This window comes from Aquitalea pelogenes (assembly GCF_001515305.1).
GTDB classification, from domain to species: domain Bacteria; phylum Pseudomonadota; class Gammaproteobacteria; order Burkholderiales; family Chromobacteriaceae; genus Aquitalea; species Aquitalea pelogenes.
In genome coordinates this window covers 26,043-52,816 of sequence record NZ_LNQV01000029.1, presented here as the reverse complement: position 1 = coordinate 52,816, position 26,774 = coordinate 26,043, and the positions used below count along the sequence as shown (strand labels likewise).

Genomic DNA, 26,774 nt, shown 5'->3' with positions numbered 1-26,774 from the left:
CTTCCGGCTCGCCCTCGCAGGCGGCCAGCCAGCCCTCTTCGGTCACCACCCCGCGCACTGTCATCGGTGCCAGCACCACACCCAGTCGCCGCCCGGCATGGGCTGCCAGTTCGGCACGCACGGCGGGCTGCTGGTTGAGCAGATGATTGAATACTGCAATCTGAATGCGCATCGCGTCTTCTCCGGAAGAATGCTGGCTCAGTGCTTCAAGCGGGCAAACAAGAGATTGATACCCAGCAGGATGAACAGGCCACCGCACAGCTGGTCCAGCCGCTGTGCCACGCCCTTGCGTCGCAGCCAGTCACCCAGCCGCGCCGACAGCAAGGCCAGCAAGGTGCACCAGGCGAGGCCGGTGGCGACAAAGGTCAGCCCCAGAATGACAAAAGACAGCGCGGTGCACCCGGCTTGACGAACTGCGGCAGGAAGGCGAGGAAAAACAGCGCCACCTTGGGGTTGAACAGATTGGTGAAGAACGCTTCACGCAGGATCTTGCCCGGACGCGCAGCTTCCAGCCGGGCTGCATCGCCAGCGACACTGCTACCAGGGCGGCGCAGCATCTTCACCCCCAGCCACAGCAAATAGCCCGCTCCCAGCAGCTTCACCGCCAGAAAGGCCATGGCAGATGTCGCCAGCAGCGCCGACAGGCCAAAGGCCGCCAGCAGGGTATGACCCAGACTGCCAAGGCCTATGCCCAGCGCCGACAACAGCCCCACCTTGCTGCCCTGTGCCGTACTGCGACCCAGAATGTAGAAGGTGTCCGGGCCGGGCGTCAGGTTAAGCAACAGACCTGCCGCCATGAAGGCCCACAGATTGGTGATGCCATCCATGGCGTGCGTCCTTACAGTTTGTAGCCCTTATGCAGCGCCACCACGCCGCCAGTCATGTTGTGGTAATCCACCTTGCCGAAACCGGCTTCCAGCATCATGGCCTTCAGGGTTTCCTGATCCGGATGCATGCGGATGGATTCGGCCAGGTACTGGTAGCTGTCGGCATCGCCGGCCACCATCTTGCCCATCACCGGCAGCGCCTTGAAGGAATAAAAGTCATAGAAGGGCGACAGCGGCTTCCATACCTTGGAAAACTCCAGCACCATCAGCTTGCCACCCGGCTTGAGCACGCGGCACATTTCCTTCAGCGCGGCGTCCTTGTGCGTCATGTTGCGCAGGCCGAAGGCCACCGACACCGCATCGAAATAATTGTCCGGGAACGGCAGTTTTTCCGCATCGGCCAGCGATACCGGCAGAATCAGGCCTTCGTCCAGCAGACGGTCACGCCCCACGGTCAGCATGGAGCTGTTGATGTCGGTCAGCCACACTTCGCCCTTCTTGCCCACGCGCTTGCTCCAGCCGCGCGCCAGGTCGCCGGTGCCGCCGGCGATGTCCAGCACCTTGTCACCGGGTTTCACGCCGGAGGTGGTGAGGGTGAAATGCTTCCACACGCGATGCAGGCCACCGGACATCAGGTCGTTCATCACGTCGTACTTCTTGGCGACAGAGTGGAAAACCTCGGCTACCTTGCCGGCCTTTTCACTCTCGGCCACCGTCTTGAAGCCAAAATGCGTTTCTTGATCCATATTCACTCCCTGCTCGCGCCAGCGGCGGCGAGGCGATTCAAATAATCCTGCCAGTACGCGGTCTGCTGCGTGCCCAGCTCGTAAAGGTAAGACCAGCTATAGAGGCCGCTGTCGTGGCCGTCATCAAAGGTGATCTTCAGCGCGTAATGACCAACCGGCTCCAGCGCGGTGATGCCGACATGGCGCTTGCCGGTTTGCAATACTTCCTGCCCCGCGCCGTGTCCGCGCACTTCGGCCGAAGGCGAATACACGCGCAAATATTCAGCCGGTAGCTGGAAACGGGCACCATCCTCGTAACTGATTTCCAGCGTGCGGGACACTGCATGCAAGGTGATTTCCTGCACTTGCGGGCTATCGGGAGTCAATCCTGCCATGTCTGCCTCATCTGTGGGGTAAGGGGTTCAGCCCTGTTCGTCCTTGCGCTCCAGCAGCATGGCGTCGCCATAGCTGAAGAAACGGTATTCCTGCTGCACTGCATGGGCGTAGGCCGCACGCATTTCCGCATAACCGGCAAAGGCCGACACCAGCATCAGCAGGGTGGATTTGGGCAGGTGGAAATTGGTGAGCAGCCGGTCCACCACGCGGAAGCGGTAACCGGGGGTGATGAAGATGTCGGTTTCGCCACGGCCAGCCACCAGTTCGCCACTACGGGCGGCGGATTCCAGCGCACGCATGCTGGTGGTTCCAACAGCCAGCACCTTGCTGCCACGGGCATGGGCGGCCTGGATCAGATCGTAAGTGCGTTGCGGCACATCGTAGATTTCGCTGTGCATCTTGTGGTCGGCAATGTTTTCCACCCGTACCGGCTGGAAAGTGCCTGCGCCCACATGCAGGGTGACATAGGCCAGCTCCACGCCCTTGGCTTGCAGGGCGGCCAGCATTTCCTCGGTAAAGTGCAGGCCGCAGTCGGTGCCGCTACTGCGCCTTTTTCCCGCGCATACACGGTCTGGTAGCGCTCGTCGTCCTCGCCCTCTGCCGTTCTCTCTATATAGGGAGGCAGCGGCAGCTTGCCGGAGGCGTCCAGAATGTCGAACAGATTGTCCTCGGCCAGAAAGCGCAGCTTGAACAGCTCGCCTTCACGGCCCAGCATTTCGGCTTCCCAGCGTTCGGCAAAAATCAGCCGGGTGCCGGGCTTGGGCGATTTGGAAGAACGGACATGCGCCAGTGCAGTGTGCTCGTCCAGTACCCGCTCGATCAGTGCTTCAACCTTGCCGCCACTGGCTTTTTCGCCGAACAGTCGCGCCTTGATGACACGGGTGTCGTTGAACACCATCACGTCGCCCGGCCTAAGCAGGCTGGCAAAATCGGCAAACTGGCCGTCGCTGAGGGTAGAGCCGGCAACGTGCAGCAAACGGCTGGCACCACGCACCGCAGGCGGGTGCTGGGCAATCAGGTGATCAGGCAGGTGGTAATCAAAATCAGACAGCAGCATGGTGTGAAGCTCGAATCAAAACCGGCAAATTATACCTGCGACCGCCTGCCCCGGCACGGACTTGTTCGGCCCGGGGTGGAATTTGAGCTTGATCAAGGGTATGTGGCAAGAAACTGTAAAAAATTTGCCACCGTTTAAAATGCGGTTCACTGTAGTGCTTTCGCTCGAAATGGCGGGCTTTCCGGGGAAACCGGCAGTTAGTTTCACACATCAAACAACCGTTTGAAATACTGGAAAAGCTAGACATCGTGTCGCCATTTGCGGCAAACTCGCGCCCATGTTGAACTCAGGAGCAAAGCTTTGACCGGAAAAATCCTTGTGCTGCACGGCCCCAATCTCAATCTGCTTGGAACACGGGAACCACAGCACTATGGCCGGGATACGCTTGCCTCCATCAACCAGCGGCTGACCGAACAGGCCGAAGCCGCCGGTTTCGAGCTTGAGGCGCTGCAAAGCAACGCCGAACACCTATTGATCGAACGCGTTCATGCCTGCATGACAGACGGAACGTCGTTCATCATCATCAATCCAGCGGCCTTCACCCACACCAGCGTTGCCCTGCGTGACGCCATTTCCGGGGTGAAGGTGCCATTCATAGAAGTTCACCTGTCCAACGTCCATGCCCGCGAACCCTTCCGCCATCATTCGTATTTTTCGGATCTGGCAGTCGGCGTGATTTGCGGCCTGGGCGCCCAGGGCTATGAACTGGCACTTGCGCACGCCATCCGGCGTCTGTCTGCGCAAGCCTGAACATAATAAAGTACATCCCATCCGAAGGATTACCATGGATCTGCGTAAACTGAAGAAACTGATCGATCTCGTCGAAGAATCCGGCATTGCCGAACTCGAAGTGACCGAAGGGGAAGAAAAAGTCCGCATCACCCGCGTATCGGCCAATGCACAGCAAATTGCCTACGCCCAGCCGATGATGCAAATGCCGATGCAACAGCAAGTTGCCGCTCCGGCTGCTGCCGCACCGGCCGCCGCTGCCGAAGCCCCGGCTGCCGCCAACAATGCCAATGCACTGAAGTCGCCGATGGTAGGCACCTTCTACCGCTCCGCCAGCCCGGGCTCCAAGCCCTTCGTGGAAGTTGGCCAGAGCGTGAATGCCGGTGACACCCTGTGCATCATCGAAGCCATGAAGCTGATGAACGAAATCGAAGCCGACCGTTCCGGCGTGGTGAAGGCCGTACTGGCCGAAGACGGCCAGCCGGTTGAATACGGCGAGCCGCTGTTCATCATCGAGTAATCCTCTCTGCCTCGCTAATAGACGCCAGAGATGACAGGGGCACGACACCGCGTCAGTGCCCCTGTTGTTTGACGCGCCACCCAACGGACGTCCATACCATGTTTGAAAAAATCCTGATTGCAAACCGCGGCGAAATCGCCCTGCGCATCCAGCGCGCCTGCCGCGAAATGGGCATCAAGACCGTGGTCGTGCATTCCGAAGCCGACCGTGAAGCCAAATACGTCAAGCTGGCCGATGAATCGGTCTGCATCGGCCCTGCTCCGTCGACCAAAAGCTACCTGAACGTACCGGCGCTGATTGCTGCCGCCGAAGTGACCGACGCCCAGGCCATCCACCCGGGTTATGGCTTTTTGTCGGAAAACGCCGACTTTGCCGAACGCGTGGAACAATCCGGCTTCGTCTTCATTGGCCCGCGCCCGGAAACCATCCGCCTGATGGGCGACAAGGTATCCGCCAAGGACGCCATGATTGCCGCTGGCGTGCCCTGCGTGCCGGGTTCCGACGGTGCCCTGCCGGATGATCCGGCCGAGATCGTCAAGATTGCCAAGAAAATCGGTTTCCCGGTGATCATCAAGGCCGCCGGTGGTGGTGGTGGTCGCGGCATGCGCGTGGTGCATACCGAAGGCGCACTGATCAACTCGGTACAGATGACCCGTACCGAAGCCGGTGCGGCATTCGGCAACCCGACTGTCTACATGGAGAAATACCTGCAGCAGCCGCGCCATATCGAAATCCAGATTCTGGCCGACGAATACGGCAATGCCATCTACCTGGGCGAGCGCGACTGCTCCATGCAGCGTCGTCACCAGAAAATCATCGAAGAAGCACCGGCTCCGGGCATTACCGACGAGCAGCGTCAGCGTATTGGCACCGCCTGCGCCGAAGCGTGCAGCCGCATTGGCTACCGTGGGGCCGGTACTTTCGAGTTCCTGTTCGAAAACGGCGAGTTCTACTTCATCGAGATGAACACCCGCGTACAGGTGGAACACCCGGTAACGGAAATGATCACCGGTGTGGACATCGTGCAGGAGCAGATCCGCATTGCTGCCGGCGAAAAGCTGCGCTACAAGCAAAGCGACATCGTGCTGCGCGGCCATGCCATGGAATGCCGTATCAACGCCGAAGACCCCTTCACCTTCGTACCGTCGCCCGGCAAGATCGAAAGCTATCACCCGGCTGGTGGCCCCGGCATCCGTATCGACTCGCACATCTATCAGGGCTATACCGTGCCGTCGCATTACGACTCCATGGTGGGCAAGCTGATTTCCTACGGTGACACCCGCGATCAGGCCATGGCCCGCATGCGCGTTGCGCTGTCGGAAATCTCCATCTCCGGTATCAAGACCAATATCCCGCTGCACCAGGAATTGTTCATGGATGCCGCCTTCCAGCGTGGCAGCACCAGCATCCACTATCTGGAAGAGCGCCTGTCGCAAATGAAAAAGGGAGACGCATAATGGCCTGGCTGCAAGCCACCATCGATACCGATTCGGCGGTGGCCGAACGCCTGGCCGATGCGCTGATGGATGCGGGTGCGCTGTCGACCGCCATTGAAGACGCCTTGGCCGGTACCGACCAGGAACAGCCCATCTTTGGCGAACCCGGCATGCCGGTGGACAAGCTGTGGAACCACAGCCGCATCATCACCCTGTTTGCCGAAGATGCCGACGTGGCCCTGCTGATTGCCGCTGCCTGCAACGCCTGCAAGCTGGGCATGCCGGTTTACAAGACCGAGCGCGTGGAAGAGCAGGACTGGGTACGCCTGACCCAGTCCCAGTTCGAGCCTATCCGCATCTCGGATCGCTTGTGGATCACCCCCACCTGGCACGACGCCCCGGCACCGGATGCGGTGAACCTGCAACTGGACCCGGGCCTCGCCTTCGGTACTGGCAGTCATCCCACCACGCGGCTGTGCCTGCAGTGGCTGGATGCACATGTTGCCGGCGGTGAAAGCGTACTGGACTACGGCTGCGGCTCCGGCATCCTGGCCATTGCTGCGCTCAAGCTGGGTGCTGGCAGTGCCGTGGGTGTGGACATCGACGCCCAGGCCGTGCGCTCCAGCCGCGACAATGCGGACCAGAACAATGTGACCGCCACCTTCTGCCTGCCGGATGCCAATCCGGCTGCCCAGTACGATGTGGTGCTGGCCAACATTCTGGCCAATCCGCTGCGCATGCTGGGTCAGCTGCTGGCCAGTCATGTGAAAACCGGTGGTAAAATCGTGCTTTCCGGCATTCTTGCCGAGCAAGCCGACGAACTGTCTGCGATTTATGCGCAGTGGTTCACCATGGACACTCCGGTGTTCGATGAAGGCTGGACCCGACTGACAGGAACCCGACGCCCAAGCGTATGAGCTACACCACACAGTGCCCGAGTTGCCAGACCCGTTTCAAGGTTAACGATACGCAGCTAGCCGCCGCCAAAGGCCTGGTTCGCTGCGGGCGCTGTGCGCATGTATTCAACGCTACCGAGCATTTTGTCAGTACCGAACCGGCGACCCCGCCGGTTCTGACCCAGCCAGAGGTGCCTGGCCCGGCACCTGCCCCGTCTCCTGCAGCACCCAGCCCACTGGTGCCACCGCCGTCAGCGCCGCAGGCGCACGACCCGATGGACGATTTCGAGCTGGAATTGCCCGACTTCGACCCACAGACTGCCGCCGAAACACCGGTCAGCGATGACTTCAATCTGGACATCGCGCCAGAAGGCGACGTGGCTGCGGCCGACACCGAGCAACAGCGCAGCGAAGCGGAAGAATTCCAGCGCGCACTGGCCGAAGCCCTCAATACCCGACGCGCTCCCGCTGCCACTGCTGCCTACGCTGCAAGCCCGGTCGATGCCGAAGAGGACAAGGGCTTGCCCGATGTCTTTGGCAAATCACGCCGTGGCAACGATGAAAACATCCCCCCTGCCGCCACACCGGACAGCACCGAGCCCGAAGTACCGGCCAGCGCCGGCATGGAACTGCCGCATCAGGACGCCAATGCAGCCCACGACAGCGAACATGCTGATGAAGCCGCAGTCGGCAAGGCCCGCAATCCGCTGCTGACCGTGTTGATGGTCTTGCTGGCGACCGTCGCCACCCTGCTGCTGGCAGGCCAACTGGTGTATTTCAACCGCACCCGCATTGCAGCTGAAGTTCCGGAAGCCCGCCCGGCGCTGGAAGCATTCTGCTCGCTGGCCGGTTGCAAGGTGCCCTGGCCCAGCGACATTGCGCAGATCCGTACCGAATGGTCGGAACTGGCTTTCGTGCCGGAACATCCCAATCTGGTCCAGCTGTCCGCCACACTGAAAAACCACGCGGCGTTTGCCCAGAATTACCCGATGCTGGAAGTGTCGCTGAAGGATGCGGACGACCAGGTGCTGATCCGCAAGGTGTTTGCACCCAAGGAATACCTGAAGGCGGACGACCTCAAGCTGCAACGCTTCAATGCCAACAGTGAGGTGAAGATCACCATGCGGCTGGACATCGGCAAGGTACGCGCCATGGGTTACAGCCTGTACTGGTTCTATCCCTGATTCTGCGCCCAGCAAAAAAGCGGCCCTGGCCGCTTTTTTTACGTCATTGGTCAACAAAACCAGTAATCGACCTTGTTTTTGGCGCCATGCTGTCCACCATGAGGATACGGACAAGGAGACAAGCATGAGCGATTTCATTCTGCAATACGGTGACGAAGACATCCCTGTCGCCGGAGACTTCCCGCAGGCAGGACAGTTTCTGCCCAGCTTCATGCTGGTGGATGACCAGAAACGCGACCTGGCGCTGGAGAACTTTGCCGGTCAGCCCAAGGTCATCATCACCCTGCTATCGGTGGATGAAGACGAGCACGCCGGACTGGCGCTATTGCAGGACACCCGGCGCTTTCTGGAAAGCTGGCCGGAACTGGCCATTATCGTCATCACGGTGGATTCGCCCTCCTCGCTGCTGCGCTGCCGTCAGGCGCATGGCCTGCCCGGCGTGAGCCTGCTATCCACCCTGCGCGGGCGCGACTTCCACAAGCAGTACGGCGTACTGGCAATGGGCTATCCCTTGAGCGGCTATACGGCACCAGCCATCCTGATTGCCGATGGTGATAACCTGATCCACTACGCCGAACGCCTGCACCACACCACCGACCGTTTCAACCAGCATGCCATTGCCGCCCTGCTGGCAGCTGAACCGGAGCCGGGCTCCGCCACACCCCGGTGAAGCAGACTGCAACACGCTGCTACTACGGGCCGCAGTGACAAACTGCCGGCCCGTAAGTTTCCTCGAATTAAACACCAATAGTAAACAAATGATTAAATTAAATGGTATTTATTGAAAAATAAATGGTCAATATACTGTACTCAAGCTGTCAGACACAGCAGATAACGCACTTAGCAAGGAGCACAGTATGAAAACCGCCGCCATCGCCCTGATTACCCTGATTGCCAGCAGCGCAGCATTTGCCCACGACACCAACAACAACCCGCCGGCCCCGGACAGCGTGGCTGCCTGGCAAGCCGAACAGCAAGCCATCAAGGCGCAATTTGACAAGCTGCCGGCTGCCGAGCAGCAGCGCATCCAGAAAATCAATGCCTACTGGGATGCGCAAAGCCTGCGTGAAAACCAGCGCACTCACTGAGCCCGATCAGGCCGTGCTGCTGGCACTTGCCAGCATGAAAAAAGCCTCCACGACGGAGGCTTTTTTCATGCTTGGAGGCGGGCATCATTGCAATGCACCGCCACCTTCAGACTTGGGCGCTCGGCTGAGCAATCCCTCCACCACCCGGTGCGGGTCATTGCCCTGATACAGCAAGCCGCATACCGCAGCGGTAATCGGCATTTCCACTTCCAGCCGTTCGGCCATGGTCAGCACCTCACGCGCGGTGCTCACGCCTTCGGCCACATGGCCCAGTTCGGCCAGAATGCTGTCCAGCGACTTGCCCTCTGCCAGCTTCAGGCCCACCTGCCGGTTACGCGACAGCGCGCCGGTGCAAGTCAGGATCAGGTCGCCCATGCCGGCAAGGCCCATCATGGTTTGCTGGCTGGCACCCAGTGCACTGGCCAGACGGGTGATTTCCGCCAGCCCGCGGGTAATCAGCGCGGCACGCGCATTCATGCCAAAACCCAGTCCATCCGCCACACCGGTGGCAATGGCCATCACATTCTTTACCGCACCACCCACTTCCACCCCTACCAGATCATCATTGGCATACAGGCGCAGCAGCGGGCTGTGCAGTTCACGGGCGATACGACGGGCAAACTCGGCATCGTCCGACGCAATGGTGACGGCAGCGGGCAGGCCTTCGGCCACTTCACGGGCAAAGCTGGGGCCGGACAACACACCGCAGGGGTGATCCGGCGGCAACTCTTCGGCCACCACCTGATGCGGCAGCAGGCTGGAACCCGCTTCAAAGCCCTTGCAGGCCCACAGGATGGGCGGCAAACCGGATGACAGCGCAGTCAGCGCCCGCAGCGTGGGACGCAAACCGGCAATCGGGGTGACGATCAGGATCAGCTCGGCATGCTGGATGGCACGCGGCAATTCGGCAGTCAGGGTAATCGAGTCGGGAAACCGGCAATCCGGCAGATAGCGACGGTTCACGCGCTCGGCTGCCAGTTCGGCCATCAGGGCGGCATCGCGTCCCCACAGGCTGACATCATGATGACGGGCAAACGCCATGGCCAGGGCACTGCCCCAGGCTCCGCTTCCCAGAATGGCCAGTTTCATGATTTACAAACCCCACAGATCGCTGATGCGGGCATAACCGCCACTGCCGTCACGGTGCTTGATACGCACCCAGCCGTCCCTGGGGGCTTCCTGCCATTGCAATACGCCATCGCGTGCGACAGAAAACAAGGGTTTGGCATCGGCAGCCGGTGCATCACGCACCACGGCCTGGTCGGCGGTCACCAGCAACCAGCGTTGCGAGGACAGTGCCGCCAGCGGTATCCAGGCGATGCCGCCGGTGGCATCACGCACACGTGACCATTCCTTCTGGCTGGACAGGACCTCCACCGGGTAGTAGCGGCTGACCACAAACAGCTTTTTGGCACTCAGCGCAGGCGCCTCGTACAGCGCCACGCCGGTTTCCTTGACCGAACGGAACTCCAGTGCCTGGGCTGGCAGGGCAATGAACCCGGCCAGCATGGCGGTGACAGTGACGAGGCGGCGCAGCATCAGGCGTTGCCGGCTTCGGCTTGCTGGGCACGCTGTTGCATGTACAGCGCTTCGAAGTTGATCGGCGACAGCAGCACCGGCGGGAAGCCGGCACGGTTTACCAGATTGGACACGGTCTCGCGCGCATACGGGAACAGGATGTTCGGGCAGGCCACGCCAAGAATCGGTTCGATGTCTTCGGCCGGTACGTTTTCGATGCGGAAGATGCCGGCTTCGGTCACTTCGCACAGGAACATGGTTTTTTCCGGCAGTTTGGCCGTTACGGTCACGGTGAGGGCAACTTCGAAGAAGCCATCGTCAATCTGCTTGCCTTCGCTGGCCAGTTGCATGTCGATTTCCGGCTGGGCGGCTTCCAGGTATACCTGCGGTGCATTCGGCACTTCCAGGGACAGGTCCTTGACGTAGATCTTTTCGATGGAGAAAACCGGTTGCAGCTCTTGTTGTTCGCTCATGTCTTGTCTCGCTCAGGGCCGCACGCAGCGGCCGGTTGGTCAGAAAATCAAGCTCGCATCATCGCATGAAAGCACGGCAGGCCACCAGAGGGTGCCCGTGCTATCCCTGCTGTGTTTGTCCGCTGCCTGATGTGGGCTTGATGGCGGTCAATCCGCCAGCAGGATGTCCAGCTTGCCGGCCTGGTTCAGGGCCACCAGATCGTCGCAGCCACCCACATGGGTGTCGCCGATATAAATCTGGGGCACGGTGCGGCGGCCGGTACTGCTCATCATGCGGTCGCGGGCTTCCGGGTCCAGGTCGATGCGGATTTCTTCAATGCCGGTCACGCCCTTGCTGGCCAGCAATTGCTTGGCACGAATGCAGAACGGGCAAACCGCCGTGGTGTACATGGTGACGTGTTTCATGAAAAACCTGTTGATGCGTGGTGGGTTCAGGGTTGCATTATAGCGTCAGCCGGGGCGGACGCGCTGCGGTCGAAGCGGTGAATCAGGTCGGCCACCACGGCATCCAGTGCGCCGGCCATGGCTGGCGCTCGCGGACTGTTGACGATGGCCACCATGGCAAGTCGGCGGCCATCTGCCGCCTGCCAGTAGCCGGCCAGGGCCTTCACGTCTTTCAGCGTGCCGGTTTTCATGCGCAGACGCGGGCCGATGCTGGCAAAGCGGCGCTTGAGCGTGCCGTCTTCACTTGCCAGCGGCAGGCTGGTCATCAATTCGTTGCCATATGGCCCGCGGGCGGCGTTGAGCAATACCTGGCCTAGCAGGCGGGCCGATACCCGTTCGCGGCGCGACAAGCCGCAACCGTTCTCCAGCACCAGCGCATCTGCCGCGATATGTTGCTCGGCCAGCAGGCTGCGCACCACAGCCTGGGCATCGGCCGGGGTATCGCCGCTTGTTGCCGCCTCGCGCCCCAGCGTCAGGTATACCGTGCGCGCCATGGTGTTGTTGCTGTACTTGTTGATGTCGTTAAGCGCCGTGGTGAGTGGCTCGGACTGGAATTGCGCCAGCGTGCGCGCATTGGCCGGTGCGCGGCCCAGTGCCATGCCCTGCGGGCCGCTGCCGCCCAGCTCTTGCCACAAGGCGGTGAAACTCTGTGCGGCAAAGTCGTTGTGATCCAGCACGTTGACATAGGCCTGGCTGCCATCACAGGCGGCGGGCAGCTTGCCACTGACTTCAAGCTGGCTGCCCTGCTCTCTGATGTGCACCCACTGGCGCACATCCGGGCAAGTGGCTGCGGTGTCACCGCCATTGCTCAGCCGCGCCTGCAGGCTGACACCGGCCAGTGGCGGATCCAGCACTACGCGTGTGCCGTTGCTGTCATTGAAAAAACGCAACCAGGCCACTTTCAATGCGACGAGGTGGGCGTCTGGCTCGACGGTGAAGGATTTGCCTTCGTCCCCGCCAAAATTTTCGGCCGTACCTATGCTGCTGAAGGCGCTCTTGTCCAGCAGCAATCGGCCATCAATCTGGCGTATGCCTCGCAGGCGCAGGTCGTGCAGCAGGCTGCGCAGATTGGCCATGCCAAAGCGTGGATCGCCCGCCCCTACCCATACCAGGTCACCCTTGAGCACACCGTCCTGTACCGGTGCGGCCGAGACCAGGCGCGTAGTCCAGCGGTAGCCGGGGCCCAGCCGGTTGAGCGCACTCCAGCTGGTGAGCAATTTCATGGTGGAAGCCGGGTTGACCGGCACATCTGCACGCAGGCTGGCCAGCTCCGGGCCGCCTTCTACCGGAGCGGCCCAGACCGCCAGTTCATCGGGTTTGAGTCCGTGCAGGTCAAGCGCGGCGGCAGTGGCAATGTGGCAGGACAGCGCCAGTGCCACAACGGGGAAAAACACCTTCATTTACATCTCCTGCGGGTCGACATCCAGCGACCAGCGCAAACCGCGGCCATACTGGCGTGCCAGTTGATCCAGCAGCGGGGGTAATTGATCGAGAAACTGGTGCAGCTGCTGACGGTTGGCACACTCCAGCACCAGCTGGGCGCGTTCGCGGTTGGCCAGCCGCACCATCAGCGCCGGGGCCGGGCCGGAAATCAGCACGCCAGCGGCAAGGTTTTGTACCTGACTGCGTATCTGGGTAAGAAAGGCCGTAGCCTGCGCCAGTTCGGTGGCATCGGCACGCAGCAGGGCCTGATGTACCGACGGCGGAAAGGCTGCCTGACGGCGCTCTTGCAGCAGGCTGGCGGCAAAGCCATCAAAATCGTGCGCCACCAGTGCCTGATAAAGCGGGTGATCCGGCCATTGTGTCTGCACCAGCACTTCACCGGGGGCATCGGCCCGGCCTGCGCGGCCGGCCACCTGGGTGAGCTGGGCGAACAGGCGTTCGGAAGCGCGATAGTCAGCCGAATACAAACCGCCATCGGCATTCAGCACGGTCACCAGCGACAGGGTGCCAAAATCGTGGCCCTTGGCCAGCATCTGGGTGCCGACCAACATGTCCACCTCACCGGCATGCACCTGGCGGTAAATCTCTTCCCAGGCTTGTTTGCGCTGGGTGGTGTCGCGGTCTATGCGCAGGATGCGCGCAGTAGGGAACAGGCGCCCCAGTGCGGATTCCAGCCGCTGCGTGCCCTCGCCCAGCGGCTTGATGTCCGGCGCACCGCACTCCGGGCAGGCATGGGGTACTGCCTCTTCCCAGCCGCAATGGTGGCAGCGCAGCTTGCGCTCCAGCAAATGCAGCACCAGCCGGGTGGAGCAGCGCGGGCAGCCGCTGGTCCAGCCGCAATCACTACAGGCCAGCACCGGGGCAAAACCGCGCCGGTTGATGAACACCAGGCTCATCTCGCGCCGTTCCAGCCGGGCAGCCAGGGCCTTGATTACCGGATCGGACAACCCTTCGGTCAGCTTGGCACGCCGGGTATCCACCAGCCGTACCTGCGGCAGCCTGGCGGCACCATGGGCCCGCTGGCTGAGCTTGAGCTGGCGGTAGCGTCCGGCTTCGACATTGGCCACGGTTTCCAGACTGGGCGTGGCGCTGCCCAGAATAATGGGCAAGCCGGCCCGGTGCGCGCGCCAGATGGCCAGATCACGTGCATGGTAGCGCAAGCCGTCCTGCTGCTTGAACGAGCCATCATGCTCTTCATCCACCACGATCAGCCCCAGGCGCGGCATGGGGGTGAATACCGACAAGCGGGTGCCGATCACGATATCGGCACGTCCTTGCCAGGCGTCCAGCCAGTTGCGCAGGCGCTCGCCTTCCGCCAGCTGGCTGTGCTGTACCGCAATGCGGGTGGCGGGAAAACGCTGGATGAAGCGCTCCACCAACTGGGGGGTAAGGTTGATTTCCGGCACCAGTACCAGCACTTGCTGCCCGGCAGCCAGGCTGTGGGCAATGCGCTGCAAATACACTTCGGTCTTGCCACTGCCGGTGATGCCATGTAACAGCCAGGGCTGGAAGCCGCCGGGCTGCGCCAGCAAGGCATCCAGTGCGGCCTGCTGGTCTGCATTCAGTTGTGGCGCACTGCCCAGCTGCAAGGCAGGCTTTTCTGCCGTCACACGCAGCACCAGCCCCTCGGCCAGCCAGTCCGCCAGAATCTTGCCTGCCTGCGGCGTGACCAGCCGGGCTTGTGCCTGCGTAAGCGGGCCATCGCACAATGCCTGCCACAAGGCCAGGCGCGCCCGCTGCCGTGCAGGAGGCTGGCTTGCCTGCCCCAGCTCGCTCAGGCCAAACGGACGTTCATCGACCGGGGTGATATCACGCGCTTCACGCAGGCCGGTGGGCAAGGCGGTAAACAGCGTCGGCCCAAGGGGATAGTGGTAATAGGCAGCGGCAAATTCGGTAAGGGCCAGGAAATCCGCCGGTAGTGGCGGCAAACCGTCAAACACCTGATCGATGGTTTTGAGCTGGCTGTCGGACAAACCCTCTGGGGGTATGCCAGTGACGGCTACGCCGCACAGCTGTCTTTTGCCAAAGGGAACCGTCACCCGTTGACCGGGTATGACATCAAAATGAGACAGGTAGGTAAATGCGCCAAACAGGGGCAGATCAACCACCACCTGAACTCTCTGAGAACCCACGGTAAATTTTCCCTTTACAGCAAACCCAGCACCGACAAGGCTTTGCGCCATCTATGCACAGAAGCTGTGGATATCTTTGTGAACAACTCTGCATCCTGGCATGGAAAGGCCATTAAATCAGCATTTCCATTAGATTGCACAAAAATTAATCAGAATAATATTTCTTTTAATTTCAACTACTTACATACATTGCACTAATTTTGCCCATCGGACTTGACAATTTGCTTCCAAGGGCCATTCCAATGTGCATAACTCGGAGAACAACAGTCGGTGCAACTGTCAACTCCCCTGTCTGGCAGACGCTTCATTTGTTGCCACACTCCGCCAAAACCGCAAGGCAAGGCAGGATATACCCCCTCCCCCGCAGCCAGGAGAAAAGATACAGCAAGTGCGGAAAATCGAAAAACAATTGGAAATCAGGCAGGAAATAAAGCTTGGATTCTTGCAAATGGGCAGGCCGGGGCAGCATGCCCCAACCTGCCGGCAAGACTTACTGATGGTAAGGACGCGACAGACGATGTACCGCTTCAACCAGTGCCGCGGCATGAGCCGGGTCGGCATGCTGGGAAATGCCATGCCCCAGGTTGAACACATGGCCGGAGCCCTGGCCATAGGCTGCCAGAATGCGGCCGGCTTCCGCCTCAATGGCCGCGGGCGAGCCAAACAGGGCGTTCGGGTCGAAATTGCCTTGCAGTGCCACCTTGTCACCCACACGCGCACGGGCCAGGCCAATGTCGGTGGTCCAGTCCAGGCCGACACAGTCCGCACCGATGGCGGCGATGTCTTCCAGCCATTGACCGCCATTCTTGGTGAAGACGATCACCGGCACGCGGCGGCCGTCGGCTTCGCGCTTCAGGCCGGACACGATGCGCTGCATGTAGGCCAGCGAGAATTCCTTGTAGGCTGCATGACTGAGCGCACCGCCCCAGGTATCGAAGATCTGCACCGCCTGGGCACCGGCGTCGATCTGGGCATTCAGGTAGTCGGTCACGGTCTGGGCATTGACCGCCAGAATGTGGTGCAGCAGTTCGGGACGGCTGTACAGCATGGCTTTCACGTGGCGGAAGTCATCCGAACCACCGCCTTCAATCATGTAGCAGGCCAGGGTGAAGGGGCTGCCGGAGAAGCCGATCAGCGGCACGCGACCATCCAGCGCCTTGCGGATGCTGGACACGGCGTCGAACACGTATTGCAGCTTGTCCAGTACCGGCACCTGCAGTGCGCGGATGGCTTGCTCGTCGCGCAGCGGGCGTTCGAACTTGGGGCCTTCGCCCTCGGCAAAGTACAGGCCCAGGCCCATGGCATCCGGCACGGTGAGAATGTCGGAGAACAGAATGGCGGCATCCAGCGGGAAGCGGTCCAGCGGTTGCAGGGTCACTTCGGTGGCGTAGTCCGGCTGGTGCACAAGCCCATGAAGCTGCCCGCGCGCGCGCGGGTGGCGCGGTATTCCGGCAGGTAACGGCCAGCCTGGCGCATCATCCAGATGGGGGTGTATTCAACCGGCTCCTTCAGGAGCGCACGCAGGAAAGTGTCATTCTTGAGCTGGGTCATGTCGGTGTGGGCTTGCTAGCCTGGCGTAATGAATTCAGCGGCATTATACCCATCCCTGACATCTACAGGGGTATTACCGGCAGATGGTCTCTGGCCTGAAGCTGCCATTGCTCGCCCCATAGCCGCTCCAGATAATCCCCGTCCCAGCCCTGACTGGTGCTGGCAAACTGCTGCGGCAATGCTTGCCAGGGCAAATGCGGCCAGCGCTGGTGCACGCCGCGCAGATGGCTGTTGAGCAGGCCGTAGCCCAGCCAGCGCGGCAAGAACAGATTGGCCGCCCGACGCGGGCAACCCAGCGCCTGGGCGGCAAAGCAGACGTGGTCGGTCAGGGAAATCAAGAGCGCGCGCAACAGCAGTGCCAGCCACAGCATCCAGTCATGCTGGCCGTACACCAGCAAGGACAGCAGCGGCAACAGCAGTGCCAACGCGGCATCGGTGCGCGCAGTGGACAGACGGCCACAACGCTGCATGCGCACATGCAGGCGCGGCCACAAGGCAAAGTGGTGACACAAAAACGGCCAGCGCGCCGAGCCGGGCACGAACAACAGCAACAGGCTGCCACACCAGGCCAGCAGGTAGGCACCGCCGCACATGCGCAGGATCAGCAGCAACTGGCGCATCCAGTAGCGTTCACGGGCGGGGTCGTACACTTCAACCTGATGCCAGCGGCTGCGGCTGTAACGGTGGTGCAGCTGATGCGCCTGCCGCCACACATCGAATGGCAGGCCCAGCGTGATACCCATCAGCCTGCCTGCCAGCCGGTTATGGCGGGCGGATGGCAACAAGTGGCCATGTGCCGCCTCATGCAGTAATTGCCAGCGCAGCGGAATCAGCAGCAAGGTCAGCAACAGCATCAGGCCGCAGGCCGGATGCAGGCACAGCACCGCCACCGGAACAGCCACCAGCTCCACCAGGCACAGGCGCAAGGCAAGCAGGGTCAGCAACAGGTTTTGCCGGGCAGGTGTCAACGACCACAGGCGCATGGTTTCTCCGTCAGCGTGCAAGCCATCCAGTCTGCCCACACTGCGTGAAACACTGATGACGCGCCGGGCAAAGCTTCAGATCCACCCCAGCCAGCCAAGCAAGGCCCCGCCAGCGAGCAGCCACAGCGGATTGATGCGGCTGCGCCAGGCGATGACAGCGACTACGCCGCACAGCAGCCAGCCGGTCCAGCGCGCATTGGCCGCCTCGCTCATCAGCATGGCACTGCCCGCCACCAGGCCGATGGTCAGCGGGGCCAGCCCGCGCTCGATGGCCCTGCGCCACGGCGAACCATGAAAGCGTTGCCACAAGCGGGTGACGTAGTAACACAGCAGCGAGGACGGGCCGCACATGCCCACGGTGGCCACCAGCGCACCGGCCAGGCCAGCCACTTTCCAGCCGATCAGGCTGACCACCAGCACATTCGGTCCCGGTGCCGCCTGGGCGATGGCAAACAGGGCGGCAAACTCCTGGCCGCTCATCCAGTGATGGCTTTCCACCACATAGCTGTGCATGGCCGGAATCAGCGTCACTGCGCCGCCTACCGCCATCAGCGAAAACAGGGAAAAACTGGCCAGCAAGGACAGCAGGATCAACATGGCTCATCTCCAGAGCGCTGGCGACGCCGGGCCAGCCATACCGACAGCGGCCCCAAAGCCAGCAACACCGGCAGCAAGGGCCAGCGCAACACGCCGACCGCCACAAAGGTGAGCATGGCCAACAGCACCGCCTGCCAGTGCACTTCCAGTTTCTGGCCCATGCGCAACACCATGGCCAGCAACAGGCCTGCCGCCGCCGAGGCCAGCCCGTGCAAGGTGCCTTGTACGTCCGGCAGGCTCTGGTAATGGTCGTACAACATGGCCATGGCCAGCACGATGATGAGCGGCGCCAGCATCAGCCCGGCCACAGCCAGCCAGGCACCGGCCACACCATGAAAGCGCGAGCCGATGGCGATGGACATATTGACGATATTGGGCCCGGGCAGAATCTGCCCCAGCCCCAACAGTTCGGTGAACTCTTCCTCGTTCAGCCAGCGGCGTTGCTGCACCAGCATGCGGTGCGCCAGAGGCAGCACGCCGCCAAAGCCGCTCAGGCCGATGCTGAAGAAACCCAGAAACAACTGGCGGCGCGTAGGAATGACAAGTGATGGATTCATAGTGCAAGGCTAGCCCGCCAACGCCGCCAGAACAAACGAGTTTTTATGGCATTCTTTGTGAGCTAAACTCACCAGCATGAATCGCCGCCTACCTCCACTCAATGCACTCAAGGCCTTTGAATCTGCTGCACGACAAGGTAGTTTCACCGCTGCAGCCGAAGCCCTGTATGTGACCCACGGTGCCATCAGCCGCCAGATCCAACAGCTGGAGGACTGGCTGGGTGTCAGCCTGTTCGAGCGTCATGGCCGCCGGGTGCGGCTATCGGCCGCCGGTCAGGCTTATCTGCCCGCCATCCAGACCGCGCTGGACGGCATTGCCAGCGCCACCGAAAAGCTGCAAGCGCGCCAGCAGGGGAAGCGGCTGAACATCAACGTCACCCCCACGCTGGCCATGCACTGGCTGCTGCCCAGGCTCACCCGCTTCCAGCTGCGTTACCCCGGGGTGGAATTGCGCCTGGCGACATCGGATGCCAGCATCAACAACCAGAATGCCGACTTCGATATTGCCATCCGTCGCGGCAAGGACCACTGGCATGGCTTTGTCTCGCATGCCTTTCTTACCGAGCGGGAAATCCCGGTATGCAGCCCGGCCTTGCTGGCGCGCCTGCCCATCCGGCAGCCTGCCGACCTGGCCCGGCACACCTTGCTGCATTCGGAAACCAGGCCGGTTGCCTGGGCACGCTGGCTGGCTGCTGCCGGGGTGCCTGGCTTGCAGTCCGCCGCCGACCAGCATTTCGATCATTACTACTTGGCCTTGCAGGCTGCGGTGGACGGGCTGGGCGTGACGCTGGGCGCGCTGCCGGTGATAGAAAGCGAGCTGGCCAGCGGCAAACTGGTAGCACCACTGGCGGGGCCGGAAATTGCGGTACGGGGTTATTCCTGGGCCGTACCGCAATCACTGGTGGGTGATGAACTGGTCACCGCCTTTTGCCAGTGGCTGGAAGAAGAAGGGCAACAACACTGATATGCCAGTACCGGCATCAAGGCCGGTACCACAGGGCGCGGTCCTGCAAGGGCGTGGCCGCTGGCAACTGCGGATTGGGCAATGCAATTTCCTGCCGTTTGTCCAGTGCCAGCTGCGACAGCAACTGGCCGTTATAACGCTGGAACAGCTGGTTGAAACGACCATCCTTCAATGCCTTGCGCAGGCCCTGCTCCAGTTGCGCGGCCAGTTCCGGTTTGAGCGGGCTGACAAAAAAATACATGGCCGTGGGATAGTGCAGCACCAGGTTGCGGTCGATCAGCAAGCCCTTGGCCACTGGCAAGGCGGCTTCGCGCTGGACTTCGATCACGCTGCGCGGAAAGTAGTCAAAGCGCTTGCGTTGCAGCATGGGAAACAGATTGCCGTAATCCTGGCTGGTCAGCACCTGCAAGCCGGCATTGCGCAGGATGGCGGTATCCGGCCAGTCCGCCACCTGCCCGGCCACCAGCCGGGACAGCTGCTTCACATCACGGACACCGGCCAGCACGTCTGGCTGGCTGGCATTGACCAGCGCCACCCGCCAGCCCAGCAAGCCTTTGTCCAGCGGTATGCGGATGGGAATGGCCTGTTGCTCGCGCTCGCGGCTGGTCATGCCCCAGAACAGGTCAATGCCACCATCCCGCTTGCCCATCTGCACCATGGCCCGCGACTGGTTCATGGCGGCAGCGGCTTGCAGCTGGCAGCGCAGCTCCGCCTCGTCACAGGCCAGTTGCAACAGAGAAAGCATGTAGGGCAGGTGCGGGTCTTCCAGCCCGGACACCAGCGCATAACGCAGCGGGACAGGCGGCACCGCAGCCAGTACGGACAGTGACAACAGCACAGCAAGCAAACAGCAGGCAAAACAGCGGTACATGACGTTCTCCCCAGGCCTTCCGCAACCGTTCGGCTGCGGGTCGGAAAACCGGATGCTTCAGACAGAATCAAGAATCCGATTATAGAAAACGAAGCTGTTGTCTAGCTGACCTTTGGATCAGTCCTTCCTTGCACCATCTTCCCCGGCCGGCTGCTGACTGCCGGCTGCCAGCCTGCGCCGCAAGAACTGGCGCACGCCATCCAGATAGCTGTACACCACCGGCAACACCAGCAGGGTCAGCACGGTGGAACTCACCATGCCGCCGATGATGGCAAAGGCCATCGGGGCACGTGTTTCCACCCCTTCCCCGCTGCCGACGGCCATGGGAAGCATGCCGAAGATCATGGCCAGGCTGGTCATCATGATGGGCCGCAGCCTCACCTGGCCGGCGGCAATGATGGCCTCGGTACGGGCCATGCCCTCCCGGCGCGACTGGTTGATGAAATCCACCAGCAGGATGCCGTTCTTGGCGCACAAGCCCATCAGCATGATGATGCCGATGACGGAGAACATATTGAGCGTGGAACCGGACAGCCACAGCGCCACGAACACGCCGACAAAGGCCAGCGGCAGCGCCACCATGATGGCCAGCGGCATGGTGAAGCTGCGGAACTGGGCGGCGAGGATCATGTAGATGAAGATCACCCCCATGGCCAGCGCCTGCAAGGCATAGCCCAGCGACTCTTCCATGTCGCGCCGCTCGCCCTCCTCGGCCAGGCTGACCCCGGCGGGCAGCTTGAGACTGGCGGTGATCTTGCTGATATCGGCAAAGGCCGAACCGGCATCGCGCCCGGCGATATTGCCGGTGACCGTCACCTGGCGCAGCAGGTCGACCCGGTCGATCTGGCGCGGGCTGAGCCCCGGACTGAGCCGGGTCACCGTGGACAGCGGCACCATGCTGGCCGCGCCATTGGCATCGGCCCGTCCTGCCACGGTAATGATGTCCAGCAAGGCATTGCTGCGCTCGGCACGCGGCACTTGCAGCAGCACATCGTAGTTTTCCCCGTCCGGCGCTTCCCAGGTGCTGACCACATCCCCGGCCAGCAGCTGCGACAGCGTGCTGCCCACCTTGTTGAGGTCCACCCCCAGGCTGGCGGCGGCATCGCGGCGTACTTCCAGCTTGATGGCGGTCGGCATCGGACAGGCTGCTTTGCAGATCGCCCACCCCTCTTACCCTTGCCAGGCGGCTCATCAGCTGGCTGGCAGCGGCATCCAGCTCGGCAAGATTACTGCCGCGCAAGCCGATGCTGATGGGCTTGCCACCAGGGCCTTCCTTGCCCATTTCCTCGATGGACTCCACCTCCACGCCAGCCACCCGGCCCGCCTTGGCGCGGGCCTGCTGCATCAGCGAAAACAGGCTGTGCCGGCGGCTGTTCTTGTCCCCCAGGTCCACCACCAGTCGGCCGTCACTCTTGCTGGCGCCAAAGCTGCTGCTGCCGGCAGTCAGCTGGATGGAACGCACATCAGGCAGCTGACGCAGCAAGGCTTCCAGCTCGCGACCCTTGGCCACGGTGTAATCCAGCGAGGAGCCGGGAGCCGTCTTGAAGGACAGCGAGAATTTGCCCTTGTCCTGACGCGGCATGAATTCGCCGCCGATATGCGGCAACAGCATGAAGCTGCCCAGCAATAGCAGGACAGCCAGCGACAGTACCGTCTTGCGATGCGCCAGCGACCAGCCGATGACGCCCACATAGCGCTGTGCCAGCCGGTCGAGCGAAGCCTCGAACCAGTCCAGCATGCGCCCCAGCGGGCCACGGTGCCGGTCGCCATGCTGGTGCGGGTCCGGCCAGATGGAAGACAGCATCGGGTCCAGCGTGAAGCTGACCAGCATGGAAATCAGCACGGCGACCGTTACGGTGAGGCCGAACTGGTGAAAGAACTTGCCGATGATGCCGCTCATGAAGCCTACCGGCAGAAACACCGCCACCACGGTAAGGGTGGTGGCCAGCACTGCCAGGCCGATTTCATTAGTGCCATCCAGCGCCGCCTGTACATGGTTCTTGCCCAACTGGCGATGACGCACGATGTTTTCCCGCACCACGATGGCGTCGTCAATCAACAGGCCGATGGACAGGGACAGGGCCATCAGCGTCATCAGGTTGAGGGTGAAGCCCAGCGCCTGCAGGGCAAACAGAGTGCCCACCAGCGCCACCGGCAAGGTGAGGCCGGTAATCACCGTACTGCGCCAGCTGCCCAGAAACAGGAATACGATCAGCACCGTCAGCGCCGCGCCTTCCAGCAAGGTGGCTTCCACATTGGCCAGCGACTTTTTCACCTCGGCGGACTTGTCGTAGGTGAAGTGCACCTGGGTGCCGGCCGGCATGCGGCCCTGCATGGCATCGATCACCTGCTTCACGCCATTGGCCACTTCCACCACATTGGCCCCGCGCGCCGCCCGGATATCGATACCCACCCCGGGTTTGCCATCAATCAAGGCCGTGCTGCTGGCTTCGGCTTCCGCGTCGCTGACACTGGCGACATCCGACAGCCGGATGGGGCTGCCATTGCGGTAACCGGTGACCAGGCTGGCAAAGTCTTCCGGCGACTTGAGCTTGCCACTGACCCGCACATTCAGCTCGTTGCTGGCACTACTGACCGCCCCGGCCGGGAAGTCGCGGTTACCGGCGCGGATGGCATCGGCCACTTCCTGCAAGGACAGGCCGCTGGACTCCAGCCGGTAAGGGTCGACATCAATGCGGATTTGCCGCCTTAGCCCGCCCACCACCTTGGCTTCGCCCACGCCGGACACCATCTGCAGGCGTTTTTTCAGCGTGTTTTCCAGCCAGGTGGTCAAGCTGCGTTGCGACACCTGGTCCGAACTGAAGGTGATGGACAACAAGGGCTGATCGTTAGGATTGAACTGCGACACCGACGGCGTGCCGATTTCGCGGCGGAAACGGCCCTGCACCCCGCCCACCCGGTCGCGCACATCCTGTACCGCCACTGCCGGGTCCACCGTCAGCGCAAACTCCACCACGATGGTGGAATTGCCTTCAAACGAATAGGAACGGATGTGCTTGATGCCGTTGATGGTATTGATGGCCTCTTCCAGCGGGCGAGTCACTTCGCTTTCCACCACTTCGGGCGAGGCACCGCCATACCCGGTGCTGACCACCGCCACCGGGAAACGGATGTCCGGCAGCTCTTCCACCGGCAGTCGCGTCCAGGCAAACAGTCCCAGCACCAGCAGGGACAGCATCAGGACGGTAGCGAAATAGGGATTGCGCACGCTGACGCGGGTCAACCACATGCCATTCCCCTTATTTGAGATCGGTCGGCAGGATCACGGCATCGCCGCTGCTCACACCCAGCAAGGGCGCCGCCAACAGCACCTTGCCAGCTGCCAGGCCAGCCACGGCAACCTTGTGTTCGGTCTGCGACCATAACAACACACGCACCGGCTGGCGCTGCAAGCGCCCCTTCTCCACCAGCATCACCCAGGGATGACCGGACAAATCCTGTACCGCATCCTGCGGCAGCACCACCTGCCCGCGCTCTTCATGCAATACCAGGCCGCCCTTGGCAAACTGGCCGGCCTTGAGGCGGCCATCCGCATTATTCACCCGGATGTAAATCAGGAAGCTGCGGGTGCCGCTTTGCGCCACCGGATTGACCCGCACCACGTCCCCCAGCACTTCATCCGGCAGGCCTTCCACACTGAAACGTGCCTGCTGCCCCGCCTTGATTTGACCTATCCACTGCGATGGCACGCTGGCGCTAAGCTCCAGCACTGACAAATCGGCAATGGAAAACAGCCGGGCATTGCGGGCCGCTATTTCACCGGGATTGATCTTGCGTTCGTACACCACGCCCGCAATCGGCGCACGGACCACACTGTCCGCCTGCTGGCGGCGGGCACGCGCTAACTGGCTGGATTGCGCCTGCAATTCGCCCTGGCGCACGGTGTATTCGCTTTCCGCCTCGTCATAAGCCAGCTGGGAGATAAAGCCCTTTTGCAGCAGTTCGTGCTGTTTATCCAGCTTGATACGCGCCAGTTTCAGTCGCGACTGATTGGCCGCCAGCTGGGCCTGTTGCTCGGTCACCGACTGATCCAGCGATTCGGAATCCAGCCGGGCCAGCACCTGGCCGGGTTTTACCATCTCCCCTTCCCGTACCAGCACCTGTTCCACCCGGGCTTCCACTTCGGCAGCGATGCTGCTGCTTTTCAACGCCGTCAGTGTCCCGGTGAACGGCAAGGTGTCACGCAGCACACCGGGCCGTGCCACCACCACATCGGCCCGCGACAATGTCCGCGCCATGGTCTGTGCAGCAGCGGCAGAGGCTGGCTTGTCCGCCGCGCCCCCGTCCTGCGCACCATGGCAAGCGGTCAACATCATCAGCAAAACGCACCACCCCAAGCTGGCTGACTTCATTGTTTCAAGCTTCCACTTTTTATTGTTGTACCGGCATTGCTCACTGCAGTGCCGCCATGGAAGGCGTCATGCCTTTGGGCAGCAACATCCACAGCTTGCCGTTCTGTTTCATCCTGCCGGCATACATGCCGGCCTCACTGCCAAAGCCCCAGAACAAATCGGCCCGCGCCGCTCCGCGAATGGCATTGCCGGTGTCCTGGGCATGTACCAGCCGCGCCAGCGGCTGTGCACTACCCGGCCAGCTGGTGGACAGGAAAACGGGGGTTCCCAGCGGGATATAACGCGGATCCACCGCAATGCTGTAACCACCGGTCAGCGGAACCCCCAGCGCACCAGCCGGGCCGCTGTCGCCACCGGGCAGGGTCTTGAAAAACACATAGCTGGGATTGACGTCGAACAGCGCCTGCTGACGCCCCGGGTTGGCCTTGATCCAGGCCTGGATGCCCTGCATCGAGGCATTGGCCAGCGTCATTTCCCCTTTATCCACCAGCCATTTGCCGATGGACTGGTAGTTGTAGCCATTTTGTTCGGCATAACCCAGGTGAAGGAAACTGCCATCTTCCAGCTGAATGCGGCCCGACCCCTGTACCTGCAGGAAGAACAGTTCCACCGGGTCTTCCACCCAGGCCAGTACCGGGGCGCTGGCCACCCCCTTGCCCTGGGCGATTTCTGCGCGGGTGTAATACGGCAGCAAGCGGTTACCTGCCAGACGGCCCTTGAGCTTGCCGCTGCGGTTATCAGCCGGGAAATCTGCCGGGTGGATTTCGATTTCTCCGCTACCGGCCTGGGTCTTGCCCGGCAGCCATTGCAAACGGTTATGCGCCACCTTGCGTGCCACCAGCACACTGTTGCCACGCGCTGCCGGCGGGAAATCCAGCACCAGCAAGTCGGCGGGCACACCATATACCGGCCATGGCGTGCGCGCGCTGCGCGTGCGGCTGCCATTGAGCAAGGGTTCGTAATACCCGGTTATCAAACCATTGCCATTGCCCGCATCCTGTACCGCCCAGGCATTGAAGCGCTGTTCGAAAAACTGGCGGACCTGTCCCTCGTCTTGTTCGGCAACACGGGAGGCATCGCTACACACTGGCTGCCAGGCGGACTTGCGCGCCAATACCTTGCAGCTTTGCAACAAGGCTTGCAGGGTATCGCCGGTGCGCTGCTGTTGCCAGTAGGGCAAGGCTGACGGGCTGAGCGGGCCACTGCCGACAGACGACGGTGGGGTTGACGTGGTGGAGCAGGCGGCCAGCCAGATAAGCGGCAGCAGTAACAGCAAGCGTCTGAACATGATTTGCAACATCGAGAAGATAGGTAAGAAAAACCGGCAGCCAGCACCGGTCGCCCATGTTACCGCGCAGCGGAACAAGCTGCACGGACAAGGCCTTGGGACCGTCAGCGTGCTTGCCGGTTCTGCCGTCTGCGCATTTCATCGAGCTGCAACAAAAATGCAAACAAAGCTGGCTAACATGGCGTGCACAACATCATTCACTGGCGCGCTACTACAAGCTTGGCCAGGCCATCACTCAGCTTGAAGCAAGGAGATATCCGATGAAACGCCTTTTCGCCCGTTCCGCCCTGTTGGCTAGCCTGGCCCTGTTCATGGGTTCGCACGCTGTCATCGCCCACGCCGAGGACGCCCCGGTCAGCGATGAACAACTGGCAAGCAACGTCAAGAACGCGCTGGACAGCGACCCGGAACTGAAGGCCCTGAATCTGCATGTAGTCAGCAAGAAGCAGGAAGTCACCATCGACGGCAAGATGACCGACGACCAGCAAATGTACAAAGCCGGCGTGATTGCCGAAAAAGTACCCGGCGTCAAATTTGTCATCAACAACATGAATATGTAAGCGTCAGGCTGCACCCGCTTGCCGCACGCCCCCGCCTGCCGGGGGCGTTTGCATTGTGGCCGGCTGCGCCTGAAATTTCTGCAGCAGTAGTCTGATTGGCAGCATTACGGCCATCAACTTGCCAATCAACATGCTGAATTTTCCTGGCGACTACCCACTTTC

General features: G+C 61.6%; 26 protein-coding genes and 3 pseudogenes. 9 read left to right on the top strand and 20 right to left on the bottom strand.

The annotated features are described in order from the left end of the window. Positions 1 to 198: 198 nt before the first annotated feature. The 5 genes and pseudogenes from AWT75_RS23525 to queA all read right to left on the bottom strand — a co-directional run bounded on the left by AWT75_RS23525 (position 199) and on the right by queA (position 3,005). Positions 199 to 369, bottom strand: a complete 171-nt coding sequence (locus AWT75_RS23525; protein ID WP_275575743.1) for a LysE family transporter — start codon at positions 367 to 369, stop codon at positions 199 to 201. Then, positions 366 to 827, bottom strand: coding sequence for a LysE family translocator (locus tag AWT75_RS13345; RefSeq protein WP_275575742.1), 462 nt, complete (start codon positions 825 to 827; stop codon positions 366 to 368). The genes AWT75_RS23525 and AWT75_RS13345 overlap by 4 nt, the downstream gene beginning before the upstream one ends. Positions 828 to 838: 11 nt before the next feature. Further along, positions 839 to 1,573 carry a bifunctional demethylmenaquinone methyltransferase/2-methoxy-6-polyprenyl-1,4-benzoquinol methylase UbiE gene (ubiE, locus tag AWT75_RS13340; RefSeq protein ID WP_045845476.1) on the bottom strand — a complete coding sequence of 245 codons (735 nt, stop codon included), beginning with the start codon at positions 1,571 to 1,573 and terminating at the stop codon, positions 839 to 841. A 2-nt stretch (positions 1,574 to 1,575) separates the two neighbouring features. Then, positions 1,576 to 1,947, bottom strand: coding sequence for a gamma-butyrobetaine hydroxylase family protein (locus tag AWT75_RS13335; protein WP_045845475.1), 372 nt, complete (start codon positions 1,945 to 1,947; stop codon positions 1,576 to 1,578). A 27-nt stretch (positions 1,948 to 1,974) separates the two neighbouring features. After that, positions 1,975 to 3,005, bottom strand: a pseudogene (gene queA / locus AWT75_RS13330) (tRNA preQ1(34) S-adenosylmethionine ribosyltransferase-isomerase QueA). Between the two features lie 300 nt (positions 3,006 to 3,305). Here queA and aroQ point away from each other — a divergent pair. From aroQ to AWT75_RS13295, 7 genes are all read left to right on the top strand, one after another. Further along, positions 3,306 to 3,755 (top strand): type II 3-dehydroquinate dehydratase, encoded by a 450-nt coding sequence (gene aroQ / locus AWT75_RS13325; RefSeq protein ID WP_045845473.1) that lies wholly within the window; start codon positions 3,306 to 3,308, stop codon positions 3,753 to 3,755. A gap of 34 nt (positions 3,756 to 3,789) precedes the next feature. After that, a complete protein-coding gene (gene accB / locus AWT75_RS13320; RefSeq protein ID WP_045845472.1) occupies positions 3,790 to 4,254 on the top strand; it encodes an acetyl-CoA carboxylase biotin carboxyl carrier protein in 465 nt (154 codons plus the stop codon). Positions 4,255 to 4,352: 98 nt separating this feature from the next. After that, the gene (gene accC, locus AWT75_RS13315) at positions 4,353 to 5,711 is read left to right on the top strand and encodes an acetyl-CoA carboxylase biotin carboxylase subunit (protein ID WP_045845471.1); all 1,359 of its coding nucleotides are present in this window, start codon (positions 4,353 to 4,355) and stop codon (positions 5,709 to 5,711) included. Beyond that, positions 5,711 to 6,607, top strand: coding sequence for a 50S ribosomal protein L11 methyltransferase (gene prmA / locus AWT75_RS13310; RefSeq protein WP_045845470.1), 897 nt, complete (start codon positions 5,711 to 5,713; stop codon positions 6,605 to 6,607). The genes accC and prmA overlap by 1 nt, the downstream gene beginning before the upstream one ends. Then, positions 6,604 to 7,770, top strand: a complete 1,167-nt coding sequence (locus tag AWT75_RS13305; protein WP_062789539.1) for a DUF3426 domain-containing protein — start codon at positions 6,604 to 6,606, stop codon at positions 7,768 to 7,770. The genes prmA and AWT75_RS13305 overlap by 4 nt, the downstream gene beginning before the upstream one ends. 124 nt (positions 7,771 to 7,894) lie before the next feature. Beyond that, positions 7,895 to 8,440 carry a thioredoxin domain-containing protein gene (locus AWT75_RS13300; protein ID WP_062789537.1) on the top strand — a complete coding sequence of 182 codons (546 nt, stop codon included), beginning with the start codon at positions 7,895 to 7,897 and terminating at the stop codon, positions 8,438 to 8,440. Positions 8,441 to 8,627: 187 nt separating this feature from the next. Further along, a complete protein-coding gene (locus tag AWT75_RS13295) occupies positions 8,628 to 8,858 on the top strand; it encodes a hypothetical protein (protein ID WP_045845467.1) in 231 nt (76 codons plus the stop codon). Between the two features lie 84 nt (positions 8,859 to 8,942). On the opposite strand, the gene AWT75_RS13290 is transcribed toward AWT75_RS13295, so the two are convergent. The 10 genes and pseudogenes from AWT75_RS13290 to AWT75_RS13245 form a co-directional block, all read right to left on the bottom strand. Then, entirely contained in the window at positions 8,943 to 9,947 is a 1,005-nt protein-coding gene (locus tag AWT75_RS13290; RefSeq protein ID WP_045845466.1) for an NAD(P)H-dependent glycerol-3-phosphate dehydrogenase, read from the bottom strand. A gap of 3 nt (positions 9,948 to 9,950) precedes the next feature. Further along, on the bottom strand, positions 9,951 to 10,397 hold the full coding sequence (locus tag AWT75_RS13285) for an SH3 domain-containing protein (protein WP_062789535.1): 447 nt from the start codon (positions 10,395 to 10,397) through the stop codon (positions 9,951 to 9,953). Further along, the gene (secB, locus tag AWT75_RS13280; RefSeq protein ID WP_045845464.1) at positions 10,397 to 10,849 is read right to left on the bottom strand and encodes a protein-export chaperone SecB; all 453 of its coding nucleotides are present in this window, start codon (positions 10,847 to 10,849) and stop codon (positions 10,397 to 10,399) included. Before secB ends, AWT75_RS13285 begins: the two co-directional genes overlap by 1 nt. Before the next feature lie 147 nt (positions 10,850 to 10,996). Further along, entirely contained in the window at positions 10,997 to 11,254 is a 258-nt protein-coding gene (gene grxC, locus AWT75_RS13275) for a glutaredoxin 3 (protein WP_045845463.1), read from the bottom strand. Between the two features lie 26 nt (positions 11,255 to 11,280). Next, positions 11,281 to 12,693 carry a D-alanyl-D-alanine carboxypeptidase/D-alanyl-D-alanine endopeptidase gene (dacB, locus tag AWT75_RS13270; protein WP_062789532.1) on the bottom strand — a complete coding sequence of 471 codons (1,413 nt, stop codon included), beginning with the start codon at positions 12,691 to 12,693 and terminating at the stop codon, positions 11,281 to 11,283. Then, positions 12,694 to 14,919, bottom strand: a complete 2,226-nt coding sequence (locus AWT75_RS13265; protein ID WP_082696097.1) for a primosomal protein N' — start codon at positions 14,917 to 14,919, stop codon at positions 12,694 to 12,696. 439 nt (positions 14,920 to 15,358) lie between these two features. Then, positions 15,359 to 16,347: pseudogene (hemE, locus tag AWT75_RS13260) on the bottom strand (uroporphyrinogen decarboxylase). 134 nt (positions 16,348 to 16,481) lie between these two features. Next, positions 16,482 to 17,402: a fatty acid desaturase gene (locus AWT75_RS13255; RefSeq protein ID WP_062789530.1), complete on the bottom strand. Its 921-nt coding sequence runs from the start codon at positions 17,400 to 17,402 to the stop codon at positions 16,482 to 16,484. 75 nt (positions 17,403 to 17,477) lie between these two features. Next, positions 17,478 to 17,999, bottom strand: a complete 522-nt coding sequence (locus AWT75_RS13250; protein WP_045845459.1) for a chromate transporter — start codon at positions 17,997 to 17,999, stop codon at positions 17,478 to 17,480. Continuing rightward, positions 17,993 to 18,556, bottom strand: coding sequence for a chromate transporter (locus tag AWT75_RS13245; RefSeq protein WP_045845458.1), 564 nt, complete (start codon positions 18,554 to 18,556; stop codon positions 17,993 to 17,995). The genes AWT75_RS13250 and AWT75_RS13245 overlap by 7 nt, the downstream gene beginning before the upstream one ends. A 76-nt stretch (positions 18,557 to 18,632) precedes the next feature. Here AWT75_RS13245 and gcvA point away from each other — a divergent pair, with 76 nt between their 5' ends. Continuing rightward, entirely contained in the window at positions 18,633 to 19,520 is an 888-nt protein-coding gene (gcvA, locus tag AWT75_RS13240; RefSeq protein ID WP_062789528.1) for a transcriptional regulator GcvA, read from the top strand. A 16-nt stretch (positions 19,521 to 19,536) separates the two neighbouring features. On the opposite strand, the gene AWT75_RS13235 is transcribed toward gcvA, so the two are convergent. The 5 genes and pseudogenes from AWT75_RS13235 to mltA all read right to left on the bottom strand — a co-directional run bounded on the left by AWT75_RS13235 (position 19,537) and on the right by mltA (position 26,052). Then, entirely contained in the window at positions 19,537 to 20,391 is an 855-nt protein-coding gene (locus AWT75_RS13235; RefSeq protein WP_204377050.1) for a type 2 periplasmic-binding domain-containing protein, read from the bottom strand. Positions 20,392 to 20,508: 117 nt separating this feature from the next. Then, positions 20,509 to 21,528, bottom strand: coding sequence for an efflux RND transporter permease subunit (locus AWT75_RS23710; protein WP_338021303.1), 1,020 nt, complete (start codon positions 21,526 to 21,528; stop codon positions 20,509 to 20,511). 58 nt (positions 21,529 to 21,586) lie between these two features. Further along, a pseudogene (locus AWT75_RS23705) lies at positions 21,587 to 23,590 on the bottom strand (efflux RND transporter permease subunit); the annotation flags it as partial. 61 nt (positions 23,591 to 23,651) lie between these two features. After that, on the bottom strand, positions 23,652 to 24,728 hold the full coding sequence (locus tag AWT75_RS13225) for an efflux RND transporter periplasmic adaptor subunit (RefSeq protein ID WP_153013331.1): 1,077 nt from the start codon (positions 24,726 to 24,728) through the stop codon (positions 23,652 to 23,654). 76 nt (positions 24,729 to 24,804) lie between these two features. Further along, on the bottom strand, positions 24,805 to 26,052 hold the full coding sequence (mltA, locus tag AWT75_RS13220) for a murein transglycosylase A (protein WP_239689584.1): 1,248 nt from the start codon (positions 26,050 to 26,052) through the stop codon (positions 24,805 to 24,807). 260 nt (positions 26,053 to 26,312) lie between these two features. On the opposite strand from mltA, the gene AWT75_RS13215 reads away from it, so the two are divergent. After that, entirely contained in the window at positions 26,313 to 26,612 is a 300-nt protein-coding gene (locus AWT75_RS13215) for a BON domain-containing protein (protein WP_045845453.1), read from the top strand. The last annotated feature ends 162 nt before the right edge of the window (positions 26,613 to 26,774 follow it).

Coding starts and splice junctions, on each gene's coding strand:
- AWT75_RS13345 (WP_275575742.1), bottom strand. CDS start 827: ATGGATGGCATCACCAATCTGTGGGCCTTCATGGCGGCAGGTCTGTTG.
- ubiE (WP_045845476.1), bottom strand. CDS start 1,573: ATGGATCAAGAAACGCATTTTGGCTTCAAGACGGTGGCCGAGAGTGAA.
- AWT75_RS13335 (WP_045845475.1), bottom strand. CDS start 1,947: ATGGCAGGATTGACTCCCGATAGCCCGCAAGTGCAGGAAATCACCTTG.
- accB (WP_045845472.1), top strand. CDS start 3,790: ATGGATCTGCGTAAACTGAAGAAACTGATCGATCTCGTCGAAGAATCC.
- accC (WP_045845471.1), top strand. CDS start 4,353: ATGTTTGAAAAAATCCTGATTGCAAACCGCGGCGAAATCGCCCTGCGC.
- prmA (WP_045845470.1), top strand. CDS start 5,711: ATGGCCTGGCTGCAAGCCACCATCGATACCGATTCGGCGGTGGCCGAA.
- AWT75_RS13305 (WP_062789539.1), top strand. CDS start 6,604: ATGAGCTACACCACACAGTGCCCGAGTTGCCAGACCCGTTTCAAGGTT.
- AWT75_RS13300 (WP_062789537.1), top strand. CDS start 7,895: ATGAGCGATTTCATTCTGCAATACGGTGACGAAGACATCCCTGTCGCC.
- AWT75_RS13295 (WP_045845467.1), top strand. CDS start 8,628: ATGAAAACCGCCGCCATCGCCCTGATTACCCTGATTGCCAGCAGCGCA.
- AWT75_RS13290 (WP_045845466.1), bottom strand. CDS start 9,947: ATGAAACTGGCCATTCTGGGAAGCGGAGCCTGGGGCAGTGCCCTGGCC.
- AWT75_RS13285 (WP_062789535.1), bottom strand. CDS start 10,397: ATGCTGCGCCGCCTCGTCACTGTCACCGCCATGCTGGCCGGGTTCATT.
- secB (WP_045845464.1), bottom strand. CDS start 10,849: ATGAGCGAACAACAAGAGCTGCAACCGGTTTTCTCCATCGAAAAGATC.
- grxC (WP_045845463.1), bottom strand. CDS start 11,254: ATGAAACACGTCACCATGTACACCACGGCGGTTTGCCCGTTCTGCATT.
- dacB (WP_062789532.1), bottom strand. CDS start 12,693: ATGAAGGTGTTTTTCCCCGTTGTGGCACTGGCGCTGTCCTGCCACATT.
- AWT75_RS13265 (WP_082696097.1), bottom strand. CDS start 14,919: ATGGCGCAAAGCCTTGTCGGTGCTGGGTTTGCTGTAAAGGGAAAATTT.
- AWT75_RS13255 (WP_062789530.1), bottom strand. CDS start 17,402: ATGCGCCTGTGGTCGTTGACACCTGCCCGGCAAAACCTGTTGCTGACC.
- AWT75_RS13250 (WP_045845459.1), bottom strand. CDS start 17,999: ATGTTGATCCTGCTGTCCTTGCTGGCCAGTTTTTCCCTGTTTTCGCTG.
- AWT75_RS13245 (WP_045845458.1), bottom strand. CDS start 18,556: ATGAATCCATCACTTGTCATTCCTACGCGCCGCCAGTTGTTTCTGGGT.
- gcvA (WP_062789528.1), top strand. CDS start 18,633: ATGAATCGCCGCCTACCTCCACTCAATGCACTCAAGGCCTTTGAATCT.
- AWT75_RS13235 (WP_204377050.1), bottom strand. CDS start 20,391: ATGTACCGCTGTTTTGCCTGCTGTTTGCTTGCTGTGCTGTTGTCACTG.
- AWT75_RS23710 (WP_338021303.1), bottom strand. CDS start 21,528: ATGCCGACCGCCATCAAGCTGGAAGTACGCCGCGATGCCGCCGCCAGC.
- AWT75_RS13225 (WP_153013331.1), bottom strand. CDS start 24,728: ATGATGTTGACCGCTTGCCATGGTGCGCAGGACGGGGGCGCGGCGGAC.
- mltA (WP_239689584.1), bottom strand. CDS start 26,052: ATGTTCAGACGCTTGCTGTTACTGCTGCCGCTTATCTGGCTGGCCGCC.
- AWT75_RS13215 (WP_045845453.1), top strand. CDS start 26,313: ATGAAACGCCTTTTCGCCCGTTCCGCCCTGTTGGCTAGCCTGGCCCTG.